The organism is Burkholderia sp. HAN2018 (genome assembly GCF_024704855.1).
In the GTDB taxonomy this organism is placed as follows: Bacteria; Pseudomonadota; Gammaproteobacteria; order Burkholderiales; family Burkholderiaceae; genus Burkholderia; species Burkholderia cepacia.
In genome coordinates this window covers 1-12,738 of sequence record NZ_QOBB01000203.1, presented here as the reverse complement: position 1 = coordinate 12,738, position 12,738 = coordinate 1, and the positions used below count along the sequence as shown (strand labels likewise).

The window sequence follows — 12,738 nt, the reverse complement described above, 5'->3', positions numbered from 1 at the left end:
CCACGACGCACCGGCCTCGAACGCCGCTTCCGGCGCGCCCGGTGCCGACCCGGTCGCGCGCGGCCGCTATCTCGTCAAGGCCGCCGACTGCGCGGCCTGCCACACCGCGAAGGACGGCGCGCCGTTCGCCGGCGGCGCGCCCCTCGAATCGCCGTTCGGCACGTTCTACGGCTCGAACATCACGCCGGACAAGGATCACGGGATCGGCAGCTGGAGCGCGGACGATTTCTACGCCGCGCTGCATGACGGCAAGGCGCCGGGCAAGCGCCTGTATCCGTCGATGCCGTACACGTCGTACCGGCAGCTCACGCGTGCCGATTCCGACGCGATGTACGCGTACCTGAAGACCGTCAGGCCGGTCGCGCAGGAAAACCGCGAGCACGAGCTGAAGTTCCCGTACAACCTGCGTTTCGGGATGGTCTTCTGGGACATGGTGTTCCTGAAGGACAGCCTGCCCGATGCATCGACCGGCCAGTCTGCCGACTGGCAGCGCGGCCGCTATCTGGCGGGTGCGCTCGGCCACTGCGCGGAATGCCACACGCCGCGCGCGTTCACGGGCCAGCTCGACAGCGCGAAGCCGTTCGCGGGCGCGGCGCTCGGCCGCGTGGCCGCGCCCGACATCACGCCGGCCGGCCTTGCCGCGCGCGGCTGGACGGGCGCCGACCTGCAGACGTTCTTCGGCGTCGGCATCGCGCCGCAAGGCTCGGCATTCGGCGAGATGTACCCGGTCGTGCACCTGAGCACGCAGTACATGACGAAGGACGACCTGCGTGCGCTGTCCGTGTACCTGCTGGGCGATACGCCGCCCGCGCCGCAACCGGTGAAGCCGGTGTCAGCCGACGCCGCGCAGCTCGCGGCCGGCCGCTCGGTGTATCTCGCGGTCTGCGCGGGGTGTCACGGCTTCAACGGCGAAGGCAAGCCGCACGTGGCGGTGCCGATGAACGGCAATTCGACGGTGCGCCAGGGCGACCCGCGCAACCTGCTGGTCGCGATGCTCGACGGCATCGGCGAGCAGAAGTTCGCCGGGTTCGAGAACCTGCAGCCGATGCCCGGTTTCGCGCACACGCTGAGCGACGACGAACTCGCGCAGCTCGCGAACTACCTGCGTGCGACGTGGGGCGGCCAGCCCGCGAGCGTCACGCCGGCCGACGTGAAGGCCATGCGTTAAGTCGTGCCGCCGGGCGGGGCGTCGCGCGCGATTCGGCCGGTTTCCGGTGCTCGTGCGCGACGCGTCGCCCGACTGCTCGCGGCGGTTCTTCAGTAGCCGCTGCCTCCTCCGCCACCGCCCGTACCTCCCGCGCCACTGCCGCCGTACCGGCTCATGCCCGGCCCTTGCGGCGCGCCGCCACCCGACGTACAGCCTGCCGACAGCACGAGCACCAGCGCCGCGACCAGCGCCGCGACCAACGTTGCGGATCTCATTTCCACCTCCTTGCAACGCGCAGGCCGCGGGAAAGGCCGGTTCGCATGAACCGTGCGTCTGCGCGCTGAAGAAACGTTTCGGGCGGGCCGTTTATTCCATGCCTTTTGCGGATCGTCGAACGCGAGGGGGCGGATCGGTGTCGTCGCACGGCGTGTTGATACACTGCGGCACGCCGCCATTCCGGTTCCGACCACGAAAAACATGAGTGCCACCGCTGAACGTCCGTCGTCGCGTCCGTTTCGTCCCGCCGTGCTCGGCTGCGTGTCGTTTGCCGTCGGCGGCCCGCTGGTCGCATCGCTCGTCTGGCCGGCCGTGATGCTGGTCGGGTGGTCGTTGATCGACGGCCCGTCGTGGGAGGAACTGAAAGTCAGCGCCGGCATGGTTCCGCTGATCTTCTTCGCGTCGTTCCTGTTCGGCTATTTCCTGCCGGCGGCCGTGACCGGCGGCATCATGGGCGCAATCGGCACGCGGCTGCGGCGGCGCTGGTTCGTGCTGCTGGGGATGGTCGTCGGCGCCGGCGCGATGATCGGTTTCGTCGAACTCGAGGATTACCTGATGAAAATCGACCAGTTCAGCGACATCGACGCGATCGCCACGCTCGATGCGATCGTGACGTCGGCCGTGATGTCGCACTGGCTGCATCGCCGGCTCGATCGCCGGCGTTGAGCACGAAGCGTTGCGCGATCGGTCGCCTTCGCGTCGATCGCGTGCATGCGGCGGGCAGGGGCGGCACCGCGCGGCCGCTTGCGCGACCAGCGGGCTGCCATGCCGTTCCTGAAGCGAATGCCGCCGTCACGGCGGCCCGGGATCAACGGTAGACGAGATCCGCGCGGCGGTTCTGTGCCCACGAATCCTCGTCGTGGCCGAGCGCGACCGGCTTTTCCTTGCCGAGGCTGACCGCCTCGAGTTGCGTGGCTTGCACGCCGAGCGTTTCGAGCGCGCTCAGCACGGCCTGCGAACGGCGTTGGCCGAGCGCGAGGTTGTATTCGGACGTGCCGCGTTCGTCGGTGTTGCCCTGGATCAGCACGTGCCGCGCCGGATGGCTGCGCAGGTAGTCGGCGTGTGCCTGCAGCAGCGACTGGTATTCGGGCTTGACGGAGTACTGGTCGAAATCGAAGTAGATGCTGCGCTTCGCGAGCGGGCTGTTCGGATTGTTGAGCTCGTCGGCCGTCACCGTTGCGACGGCTTCGCTCGAGGGCGCGGGCTCCATGCCGGCATTCTCGGGTGTCTTGGCCGCATGGTGGCAACCGGCCAGCAGTACGACGGTTGTCAGGACCGCAAATCGGTTCGTTTTGCTCATCGTTCGTCTCCAGCGGTTGACTGCATTGAACGCGTGGGGCGTGCGATCGGCACGCCCGTATCCGGCCGAACGGCGCGAAAGATCCGGCATCTACGACGTGAATCGTGTTCGTAAGCCGGTGGTGCGCCATATGAAAGAGTGTTGCGGCCGGAACGCCAAATTTCGGCGTCGCTGCAAACAGATTAGGAAAAATGTCACAGCGTGACCAGTTTCTCCGCATTTTTTTGCGTCGGCGCGACAGACTGGGCGGCATTCGTGCCGTCACGCGGCGCGCTGCCGTTGCGCAAAGGCCGCGCACGGGCACGGCCTTTGCTGCTCGGGGCATGACGCTCGAGCGGTGCCGAAACGCATGCCTTGCGCGGACGGCGTGGCGACGCCGTGCTTCGTCTTCAGAACTTGTGCCGCAGCCCCAGTGCGACGACGACCTGGTTGCTGTTCGCCGACGGCGTGAGCGTCCAGACGGTCGCGTTGAACGCGGGGTTGCCGTTGCCGCCGCTCACGCTCTGGTAGACCCCCTCGAGATACGCGTCCGTGCGCTTCGACAGCGCATAGTCGGCTTGCGCGACGACCTGGTTCCATTTCGGCCGCGTCTGGCCGGTGCGCGTGTCGAAGCGGCCCATCGTGTACGTGTACGCGGCCGAGAGGCTCAACGCACGCGTGACGGCGAAGCGCCCGTCGACCGAGAAGTTGTCGAACACCAGCGATTCCCCCTTCAACGGCGCGATGCCGCTGCCCTGGAGCACGCCCGCCACGCCGTCGGTGGTCGAGTGCGACCACGCGGCGCCGACCGAATGCGGCCCGAACGCATAACGGCCGGCCGCGGCCCAGATCTGCTGGTTGCCGCCCGTGATCGTCGCCGAGCCGTCGACCGTGCTGAGCGCACCGTTCGGGTTCGGCGCATTGCGGTCGCGGCTGATCTTCAGGTAGCCGGCGCCGAGCTTCAGCGGCCCGTTCGCGTACGACACGCCCGCGCTCCACGCCGCGTTGTTGGCGAACTGGCCGGCCGTGTTTGAGAAGCCGTACATCGCGCCGAACCTCAGCCCGCGATACGTCGGGCTCGTGTACTTCACCGCCTGGTTGATGCGGAGGTTGCGGTTCGAATCGTCGTTGTCGTACGGATGAACCGCGAGGTTGCCGCCCCAGCCGGGGCCGGACGCGCCGAGCGGCGTCACGAAATCGAGGATCAGGTCGTACTGGCGGCCGAACGTGAGCTCGCCGGCCGTCTTCGAGCTCACGCCGACCCATGCCTGACGGCCGAACATGTCGACGCCTTTCTGCGACAGCGCGCCGGTGGTGCCCGAGAAACCGTTCTCGAGCCCGAAGATCGCGGCCATCCCGCCGCCGAGATCCTCGCGGCCGCGCAACCCCCAGCGCGACGCGTTCAGGGCGCCGCTCGTCATCGCGACGGTGCCGCTGCCCGGCGAGCCGGCGCCGTGCGTGCGCTGGTTGGTCGCGTAGGTGATCGACGTGTCGATCAGGCCGTACAGCGTCACGCTGCTCTGCGCGTGTGCGCCGTCCGACGCGAAGGCGGTCAGGCAAGTGGCAATGGCGGTCCCCGCGAGTCGCGTGCTGGCGTGTTTATTCATCTTGTAGGAATGCAAAGAAGTTTTTTATCAATTTACCGGCGCGGTGGCCGGCGGATCGAGCGGCCATTATTGGAGATCGCGCGGCGGTCGATTAAGGCGCTGCACAGGAAAGGTCCTCTGCGAAATCGCGTGGAATCGCGGCGGGACGAAGGCGGGGAGGGGGCGGTTCGGCAGGAAACCCGTCGCCGGGTTTGCGATGCGTTCGAGGGTTCGGCGGGAAGTCGGGTGATTCAGTTGACCATCGCGTGATCGTCCGTCGGGCGATGGCCGACGGGGAGCCTAGCGGCGGGCAACCGGCAGCGCGATTTCGATGCCACCGCTGCGATACGCGGCACGAACGGCGACCGCCCTGGCTTCGAGTGCTTCCGGTGAGAGCCAGGGCCGCAAGCGGACCGCGACGCGCGGCAACCCGGCAAGCTGATCGCGCAGGCGCACGATCGACCGGCAGCCACGGAATGCCGACGACCCGGCGTCGGGGCCGCACGCGGCTTTCGCAAGCTCGGCCGCCCACTCGACGCCGCGGTGGCGCCTGACTTCGTCGAGGTGCGGCAGATGGCGCGCATCGCCCGATAACGCGATCAACAGCGCGGCCCAGTGCGCGCCGCGCCATCCAGCGTTCATGTCGGCCGTGAGGTCGGCCAGCAGCGTGTCGTCCAGCACGGACAGGCTTTGCTGGCACAGGTAGTGGAAGTCGAGCGGCTGGTAGCGGACCTGCGGGTAGTCGCGCAGCACATGGCCGAGTTCGGCGCCGGTCTCGACAGCAGCGGCCAGGAACCGTTCGGCCGGAGCCGGGCGGTTCATCTGCAGCGTCGGCACGCTCCGGTAGAGCCGGTAGATGTCGTCGGGGTGATAGTGCATCGCGAATGTCGGGGTGATCGATCGGCGCGCGGCGCACCGTTCAGGTTGTCTGCTGATCGCCGGGCAGCAGCGCCGCATGACGCCGCTGCATTTCATCGGGCTCGACCGCTTCGATCGTGGGCCCGATCGGCCAATCGTAACCGAACGGGTCGCGAATCTTGCCGGGGCGCACACGTCGGGTTGCCTACGATTCCCCCGTGGGGCGAAAGCGATCGCGGTATGCGCCGGGGCTGAGGCCGACCTTGTCCTTGAACAGTCGGCAGAACGAGCTGGTATCGCTGTATCCCACCTGGGCCGTAATCCGCTCGAGGCTGAGATCGCCGGCCTCCAGCAAGCCGCGCGCGGCTTCGATGCGCAGGTTCTGCAAATACCGCAATGGCGGCTGATTCAGCGCCGCGCGGAATCGGCGGATGATCGTGCGCTCGCTCACGCCGAGCTCATGCGCCATTTCCGACATCTTCACGTCCTTCGTCATGTGCTTCTGCAGCCAATACTGCGCGCGGTGAACCAGCGAGTCGGCGTGTTCCTTGTCCGCCAGCAACGGGAGATACGGCAACTGCTTCGTCTGGCTGACGTCGATCAGCATCGTCTTCGCGCACTGCGCGGCGATGGCCGCCCCGCAGAAGCGCTCGATGACATGGATGGTCTGCAGCAGGTAGGACGCCGATGCCCCGGCACAGATCAGGCGGTCGGCTTCGGTGACGACGGGTTCCAGCTGAAGGTCGACGCGGGGAAACCGGCTGCGGAACTGATCGGCCAGCCACCAAGTGGTCGTCGCGGGCCGTTCGTCCAGGAGGCCGGTTCTGGCCAGGACGAACGTGCCGGTGCAGTTCGCCGCAAGGTAGGCCCCCGCGTTCCATTGCGAAACCAGCCAGTCGCATGCGGCCGACTGTCGTGCCAGCAACCGGTCGAAGGCCTTGCCGCTTGCGTAATGCGCACTGGGAATGAAAACCAGGTCGAATTTCTCGCGCGGCCGGATCGGCTCCGTGTTCAGTTGCAAGCCGTTGCTCGCCATGACCGGCTTCCCCGTCGGAGAAACGAACCGCCATTCGAACTGCGCATTGCCATCGCCCCTTTGTCGCCGCCAGTGCGCGTTCGCGATCTGCAGGATGTCGGCGAACCCGCCCAGGCTGGACGCGTAGCAATCGTCATACGCAAGAATGGCAGCGCGGGGCATGATGTGTCGGATATCGCATTCGATGTGTCAGTTTCGCCAATGTACGGCAGTTCGGCCCGCGAGGAAACTGGTCGTGTCAACCTGGCGCCGGTTGGCGGGCAGCGACAGGATCGCCATGCGGCCGGCAGCGCGGCGGAGGCGGCATCGTGTGCCGTCCGGGCCGCGAGAAGGCAAATGGGGCCGCCCCCCGGGGTATCGCCAGGCGCCTCTGTTGCCCGGCAGCGTGGATTTCCGTCGGCTTCGCACCGCCGATTCAGCCGCGCAGTGACGCGCGTCGGGGCCGCAGCGTGCCCTGCATGCGAAGGCGCTTTCGTCTCAACCTGAACCGCAAACATCATGAAAACCAGGATCACCGAACTCTTCGGCATCGACTATCCGATCATCCAGGGCGGCATGCACCATGTCGGGTACGCGGAGCTGGCCGCAGCAGTCTCCAACGCCGGCGGACTCGGCATCATCACCGGCCTGACCCAGCGCTCGCCGGCCGATCTGGCCGCTGAAATCCGGCGTTGCCGCGAAATGACCGACAAGCCGTTCGGCGTGAACCTCACGTTCCTGCCGACTGTCACGTCCCCCGACTATCCCGGCTATATCCGGGCCATCGTCGAAGGCGGGGTCAAGGTGGTCGAAACGGCCGGCAACAACCCGCAGCCCTACCTGGCCGCGCTCAAGGAAGCGGATATCAAGGTGATCCACAAGTGCACGTCGATTCGCCACGCGCTGAAGGCCGAGTCCATCGGCTGCGATGCGGTCAGCGTCGACGGATTCGAATGCGGCGGCCATCCGGGCGAGGACGACATTCCGAACTTCATTCTGCTGCCACGCGCCGCCGAGGAACTCAGGATTCCGTTCGTGGCCTCCGGCGGCATGGCGGACGGCCGGTCGCTGGTTGCGGCACTTTCGCTCGGCGCGGACGGCGTCAACATGGGAACGCGCTTCGTCGCCACCCGCGAGGCGCCGGTGCACGAGAACGTGAAGCAGGCGCTGGTCGCGGCCTCCGAACTGGATACGCGCCTGGTCATGCGCCCGTTGCGCAATACCGAGCGCGTGCTGCGCAATGCCGCGGTCGATCGCATTCTCGAAAAGGAAAGCAGGCTCGGCGCCGGCATCCGGTTCGACGATATCGCTGAAGAAGTCGCCGGCGTGTATCCGCGCATCATGAAGGAGGGCGCGCTCGATGCGGGCGCGTGGTCGTGCGGGCTGGTCGTCGGCCTGATCCGCGATATCCCGACCGTGAAGGAACTCGTCGAGCGCATCGTGAGCGAGGCGACGGAGATCATCCGCAGCCGCCTCGCACGTATCGCGGTTTGATCCGGATCGGCGACACGGGATGCCGCCGGCGCGATGCCGGCGAGGATTCGTGCGGGATGTGGTCGACGAGGGCCAACCGGGGGACCGCGGCGATGACCGAAAGCCTGCGGTTGGTGGCCGCTGTGTCGATGTAGAGTCCGTCGCGTCGTCGGTTCCGGTCGCCTCGCGGCGCGACCGGGCTCGGGCACCTATGTCCGTCGTGACCTGAATCACTTCACGACGGCCGGGTGCTCGTGTGTTCAATGACTTCCCGTTGTCGAATCGGGTAACCCGGGTTGCCTGATTCCGCTTTCCCCTCCGGCAGCGTCCCCAAACATCATCCGGATTCCAGCCTGGCCGACGCCACCGCGTTGCGCCACGTGAGCCCGATGCGGTTTCTCCCGGGCTCGGCGCGTTGCAGGCCGGTTCGCCGTCGAACTGGGGCAGCATTCGCGAGCCCGATGCGCTGTCGACGCTCGACGAAATCTCGGCGAGCGAGTTGATCCGCGATCTGGAGGGGATGCGGGAGTAACACGTGACATCTGGGTTGATGCGTCGGGGTGAACGGGTGTGGCGATCGCGGGTGTCGACAGCGCCCGGTTTCTCGCAAATCAAACTGATCGGGTGTGGTGCAGATTCTCGTTCTCCGGAGATCAAATGCGGAAACCAGAGCAGGGACGTGGCGAATGCGTAAGCGGAGGACGGCATCTCCCGCGCACGCAATAGCGTCCAGATCCCGAGTTCCGGAATGCGTTGCCGATCCGGCGTGATTGCCTTGCCCTGCGGCGTGACGCCCTGACGCTCCATTTGAAGCTGGCGCACCCAGCGGCGCAGTACCGTCTCGCCGACGCCCCCCGAGCGACTCGCCGCCATATGGCCAAAGCTCTGGTCGAGCACCAGACACGCGGCTTGCTGTTTGAATTCCGGTGAAAACGTACGACGTCGTTTGGCATCTGACGGCGCATCCATCCGAGTCAGGCGATGGCGACCTCCGACCAGTCAAGGGGACCCGGATCTACCGTGAAGACATGACCTTTCCAGAATCAACTGGGGGCATTCAATCGCGGCATGCAAGCCTGGAATCGATAATAAAAATAAGTAAATATCCTCAAAATATCGGGTTTGCCCGATGGTGCGGTATCGTACAAAGGGAGTCCGAAAAGTGACCGATCATTGGTTCGTCGGATTCGGCGCTGTAAAAATCTCAGAGGTGAAATCTGATGTCGATCATCCAATCAACGACGTTTAGCTGATTAGATAAACGGCATTTAGCGCGCCATTATTCTCGGGCGCGGCTCGATCGGGCAGTCGTTCTCGTTGAAATTTCGTACTCCGTGGCATGCGGGCACCGCGACATCCATGCGCGGAAGCACTTGCACGTCCATTGCCCGGCGTCTTTCAGTCGGACGCCCGCCGAGGCGATGTCTGCTCGCATATCGCCGCTGAATGGCCGACGGAGAAAGGTCGATCGATTCATCCCGGTCGACGGGGTTTTATGCGCTTTTTGAGCAGGATTGAATGCATTGGTTTGATTTTGCTTGAGCGATGGGTGCGCCGAGTCGTTAAAAGTTTAAATGTATTTAACGTGTTGATCTGCGCCGCAATTGCGGCGTTGTTCGATGCCCCGCTAGATGGATTATCTAGCATTTTGAAACTGGAGAAATGCAATGCAAGAACTGAATCAACAGCAAATCGCACAAGTTTCCGGCGGCTACTACAGCGGCCCGGGCATCCCGTCCGCGTTGGGCAACATCATCGAATGGGGCGGCAGCACCGCGGAGAGCATCGGCAATGCGCTGACGTTCGGCATCTTCGCCGCACCGGTCAAGCAGGCATACAACATCGGCGAGACGATCACGACCGCCGCGGTGAACCTGCTGGACGGCCTTTTCGGCGGCCCGCAGTACTGAGTTGCCTGCATTGAGGCGACGCGGTAGCCGCCGCGTCTCCCGATGATGGAACTGACGATCCGGTATGCACGGGTCTTCTTTGTATACCGGATCGCTTTTGCCTGTTCCGACGCGTGGAAGCGGAATGGACGCCGATACCGATATTGGGCGACATGTTGTTTGGCGACACGTTGGTGAAAATGGAGTTCGGTCTCTTTCGTTCTGAAGCGGCACAGGCTCGGCGCATGCGGGTGCTGGGCGACATCGTGCTGGTGCACCCGCTGTCCATGACGCTGCTGACGGTCGTCGCGATGGTCATGGCCACCTGCGTGGTGCTGTTCTTCGCGTTCGGTACGTATACGCGGCGCACGACGGTCTCCGGCGTGGTGATGCCGGATGCGGGGCTGGTCAAGGTCTATGCATTGCAGCCTGGCATCGTCGTCGAGCGCGACGTGAAGGAAGGGCAGCGCGTGACGCGCGGACAGACGCTCTATACGGTATCGACCGACTTGCAAAGCGCCGCGCAAGGCGCGACGCAGGCCGCATTGATCGCGCAGGCGCGGCAGCGCAAGGCGTCACTGCTCGCGGAAATGGACAAGACCCGCAGCCTGCAGCAGGACGAGCGCGACACGCTGCGCGCGAAGATCGGGAACCTGAAGGGCACGCTCGCGCAAATCGACGACCAGCTCGCGGCCCAGCGGTTGCGTACCTCGATCGCGGCCGACGGCGCAACGCGCTATCGCGGCCTGCTCGCGCAGGATTACATCTCGAAGGACCAGGCGCAGCAGCGCGAGGCCGACCTGCTCGACCAGCAGTCGAAGCTGAACGGGTTGCTGCGCGACCGCGCATCGACGCTCCAGTCGCTCACCGAGGCGAGCAACGAACTGTCGGGGCTCGGCTTCAAGCAGCAGAACCAGCTCGCGCAGATCGACCGAAACGTGATCGACGTCGACCAGAACCTGATCGAAAGCGAGGCGAAGCGCCGGATCGTCGTCACCGCGCCGGAGGCGGGCATCGTCACGGCCGCGATCGCCGACGTCGGCCAGTCGGTCGATACGTCGCGGCCGCTCGCGAGTGTCGTGCCGGGCGGCGCGCGCTGGCAGGCGCACCTGTTCGTGCCGAGCACGGCGATCGGCTTCGTGCGGGTCGGCGAGCCGGTGCTGGTCCGCTATCAGGCGTTTCCCTATCAGAAATTCGGCCAGTACGGGGCCACGGTCGTGTCGATCGCGCGCACGGCGCTGTCGGCGGCCGAACTCGCGAACGACGGTGGCCCGGCGGCGACGCCGGGAGAGGGGCGCGACGCGACCTTCTACCGCGTGATCGTCGCGCTCGACGCGCAGCACGTCACCGCGTACGGCGCGCAGCAACCGTTGCAGGCCGGCATGACGTTGCAGGCGGACATCCTGCAGGAACGCCGGCGCTTGTACGAATGGGTGCTCGAGCCGCTTTACAGCCTGACCGGCAAACTCTGACGGGCGCACGCATGCGATTACTCGATCGACTCTCGTTCGGCCTCGGCCGCAAGCTGCCGATGGTCCTGCAGACCGAAGCGGCCGAATGCGGCATCGCGTGCCTCGCGATGATTGCCGGCTATCACGGCCATCACGTGGATCTCGCGACGCTGCGCACACAGTTTCCGGTCTCGCTGAAGGGCGCGGGCCTCGGGCGCGTGATCGAGATCGCGCAGCGCCTGTCGCTCGGCACACGTGCGTTGAAGCTCGACATGGCGCAGCTCGGCCAGTTGCGCCTGCCGTGCCTGCTGCACTGGAATTTCAACCACTTCGTCGTGCTGGAGGCAGTGAACGGCAAGACCGCGACGATCCACGATCCGTCGCACGGCATTCGCAAGGTGTCGCTCGCCGACGTCTCGCGCGGGTTCACCGGCGTCGCGCTGGAGCTGTGGCCGAACGCCGGCTTCGCGCCGCGCGCGGCGCGGCCGGCGGTCAGGCTGCGTGAACTGCTGGGCCCGGTGTCGGGGTTGTCGCGTTCGCTCGCGCAGATCCTGGTGCTGGCGATCGCGCTCGAGGTCTTCATGCTCGTGCAGCCGTTCTTCCTGCAATGGGTGATCGACGAAGTGATCGTCAGCGCCGATCGCGACCTGCTGACGGTGCTCGCGCTCGGCTTCGGCCTGCTGCTGATGATGCAGCAGGCGACCGGCGCGATTCGCGCGTGGGCGCTGATGTATGTCGGCGTCACGCTCAACATCCAGTGGCGCGCGAACGTGTTCACGCATCTGCTGAGCCTGCCGGTGCGCTATTACGAACGCCGCCATCTCGGTGACGTTGTGTCGCGTTTCGGCTCGATCGACACGATCCAGCAGACGCTGACCACGTCGTTTCTCGGTGCGGTGATCGACGGACTGATGACGCTCGTCACGCTGGCGATGATGTTCGTATACAGCCGCACGCTCGGCCTCGTCGCGCTGGCGACGATGGCGTTGTACGCGCTCGTCCGATGGATGTGGTACGGCCCGTTGCGGCGCGCGACGGAGGATCAGATCGTGCACGCCGCCAAGCAGCAGAGCCATTTCCTCGAGACGGTGCGCGGCGTGAAGACGATCAAGCTGTTCAACCGCCAGACGGAGCGGCGCGCGAGCTGGATCACGCTGCTGGTCGAGCAGGTCAATGCGAGCCTGCACGTGCAGAAGCTGCAGATTTTCTATCAGCAGCTCAACGGGCTGCTGTTCGGCATCGAGAACGTGCTGGTCATCTGGCTCGGCGCGCGGATGGTGATGGACGGCCAGTTCACGGTCGGCGTGCTGATGGCGTTCAACGCATACAAGAGTCAGTTCGACAGCCGGGTCGGCAGCCTGATCGACAAGTATTTCGAGGTCAGGATGCTGCAGTTGCAGGGCGAGCGGCTGGCCGACATCGTGTTCGCGGAAGCGGAACCCGATGCGAGCCTGCGCAGCGTGCCGGGCGAAGCGGACTCGCTCGACCCGAGCATCGAGATCGACGGGCTGTCGTTCCGCTACGCGGACGGCGAGCCGCTGGTGCTGGACGGCGTCAATGCGACGATCGCGGCCGGCGAATCGGTCGCGATCGTCGGGCAGTCCGGTTGCGGGAAGACGACTGACCTGAGACGTTTCTTGTAGCCATCTGGCAAGTGAGTTCTCTTTTATCCTAGAGGCAAGGAGAACTCGATGAAGAAGCGATTTACCGACGAGCAGATCATCCGGATCTTGCGCGAGGTCGAGAGCCGGGACGAGCCGGTGA

11 protein-coding genes and 2 pseudogenes are annotated in these 12,738 nt (G+C 65.6%); 6 read left to right on the top strand and 7 right to left on the bottom strand.

All coding sequences use genetic code 11. The annotated features are described in order from the left end of the window. On the top strand, positions 1–1,168 hold a 1,168-nt coding region (locus DPV74_RS32625), incomplete at its 5' end, for a cytochrome c (protein WP_119338680.1). 89 nt (positions 1,169–1,257) lie between these two features. Here the strand turns inward: DPV74_RS32625 and DPV74_RS32620 are convergent. Next, complete coding sequence (locus DPV74_RS32620) at positions 1,258–1,422, bottom strand: hypothetical protein (RefSeq protein ID WP_162923198.1); 165 nt, start codon at positions 1,420–1,422, stop codon at positions 1,258–1,260. Between the two features lie 202 nt (positions 1,423–1,624). Between DPV74_RS32620 and DPV74_RS32615 the strand changes: the two genes are divergently transcribed. After that, complete coding sequence (locus DPV74_RS32615) at positions 1,625–2,089, top strand: hypothetical protein (RefSeq protein ID WP_060195696.1); 465 nt, start codon at positions 1,625–1,627, stop codon at positions 2,087–2,089. Positions 2,090–2,231: 142 nt separating this feature from the next. On the opposite strand, the gene pal is transcribed toward DPV74_RS32615, so the two are convergent. The 5 genes from pal to DPV74_RS32590 all read right to left on the bottom strand — a co-directional run bounded on the left by pal (position 2,232) and on the right by DPV74_RS32590 (position 6,344). After that, on the bottom strand, positions 2,232–2,723 hold the full coding sequence (gene pal, locus DPV74_RS32610) for a peptidoglycan-associated lipoprotein Pal (RefSeq protein ID WP_027791632.1): 492 nt from the start codon (positions 2,721–2,723) through the stop codon (positions 2,232–2,234). Positions 2,724–3,112: 389 nt separating this feature from the next. Beyond that, positions 3,113–4,309, bottom strand: a complete 1,197-nt coding sequence (locus tag DPV74_RS32605) for a porin (protein WP_059697263.1) — start codon at positions 4,307–4,309, stop codon at positions 3,113–3,115. 279 nt (positions 4,310–4,588) lie between these two features. Then, the gene (locus DPV74_RS32600; protein ID WP_119338679.1) at positions 4,589–5,167 is read right to left on the bottom strand and encodes a hypothetical protein; all 579 of its coding nucleotides are present in this window, start codon (positions 5,165–5,167) and stop codon (positions 4,589–4,591) included. Between the two features lie 40 nt (positions 5,168–5,207). Beyond that, entirely contained in the window at positions 5,208–5,339 is a 132-nt protein-coding gene (locus DPV74_RS32595) for a hypothetical protein (RefSeq protein WP_374702455.1), read from the bottom strand. A gap of 12 nt (positions 5,340–5,351) precedes the next feature. Further along, positions 5,352–6,344 carry a GlxA family transcriptional regulator gene (locus tag DPV74_RS32590; protein WP_027791629.1) on the bottom strand — a complete coding sequence of 331 codons (993 nt, stop codon included), beginning with the start codon at positions 6,342–6,344 and terminating at the stop codon, positions 5,352–5,354. A 336-nt stretch (positions 6,345–6,680) separates the two neighbouring features. Between DPV74_RS32590 and DPV74_RS32585 the strand changes: the two genes are divergently transcribed. Further along, positions 6,681–7,655 (top strand): nitronate monooxygenase family protein, encoded by a 975-nt coding sequence (locus tag DPV74_RS32585; protein WP_027791628.1) that lies wholly within the window; start codon positions 6,681–6,683, stop codon positions 7,653–7,655. Positions 7,656–8,372: 717 nt separating this feature from the next. Here the strand turns inward: DPV74_RS32585 and DPV74_RS32580 are convergent. Further along, positions 8,373–8,603 (bottom strand): annotated as a pseudogene (locus DPV74_RS32580) (transposase); the annotation flags it as partial. Between the two features lie 698 nt (positions 8,604–9,301). Between DPV74_RS32580 and DPV74_RS32575 the strand changes: the two are divergent. The 3 genes and pseudogenes from DPV74_RS32575 to DPV74_RS32565 all read left to right on the top strand — a co-directional run. Continuing rightward, positions 9,302–9,544 (top strand): hypothetical protein, encoded by a 243-nt coding sequence (locus DPV74_RS32575; RefSeq protein WP_059522764.1) that lies wholly within the window; start codon positions 9,302–9,304, stop codon positions 9,542–9,544. A gap of 179 nt (positions 9,545–9,723) precedes the next feature. Further along, entirely contained in the window at positions 9,724–10,995 is a 1,272-nt protein-coding gene (locus DPV74_RS32570) for an HlyD family secretion protein (RefSeq protein WP_059697765.1), read from the top strand. Between the two features lie 11 nt (positions 10,996–11,006). Then, positions 11,007–12,596, top strand: a pseudogene (locus DPV74_RS32565) (peptidase domain-containing ABC transporter); the annotation flags it as partial. Between the last annotated feature and the right edge of the window lie 142 nt (positions 12,597–12,738).

Coding starts and splice junctions, on each gene's coding strand:
- DPV74_RS32620 (WP_162923198.1), bottom strand. CDS start 1,422: ATGAGATCCGCAACGTTGGTCGCGGCGCTGGTCGCGGCGCTGGTGCTC.
- DPV74_RS32615 (WP_060195696.1), top strand. CDS start 1,625: ATGAGTGCCACCGCTGAACGTCCGTCGTCGCGTCCGTTTCGTCCCGCC.
- pal (WP_027791632.1), bottom strand. CDS start 2,723: ATGAGCAAAACGAACCGATTTGCGGTCCTGACAACCGTCGTACTGCTG.
- DPV74_RS32605 (WP_059697263.1), bottom strand. CDS start 4,309: ATGAATAAACACGCCAGCACGCGACTCGCGGGGACCGCCATTGCCACT.
- DPV74_RS32600 (WP_119338679.1), bottom strand. CDS start 5,167: ATGCACTATCACCCCGACGACATCTACCGGCTCTACCGGAGCGTGCCG.
- DPV74_RS32590 (WP_027791629.1), bottom strand. CDS start 6,344: ATGCCCCGCGCTGCCATTCTTGCGTATGACGATTGCTACGCGTCCAGC.
- DPV74_RS32585 (WP_027791628.1), top strand. CDS start 6,681: ATGAAAACCAGGATCACCGAACTCTTCGGCATCGACTATCCGATCATC.
- DPV74_RS32575 (WP_059522764.1), top strand. CDS start 9,302: ATGCAAGAACTGAATCAACAGCAAATCGCACAAGTTTCCGGCGGCTAC.
- DPV74_RS32570 (WP_059697765.1), top strand. CDS start 9,724: ATGGAGTTCGGTCTCTTTCGTTCTGAAGCGGCACAGGCTCGGCGCATG.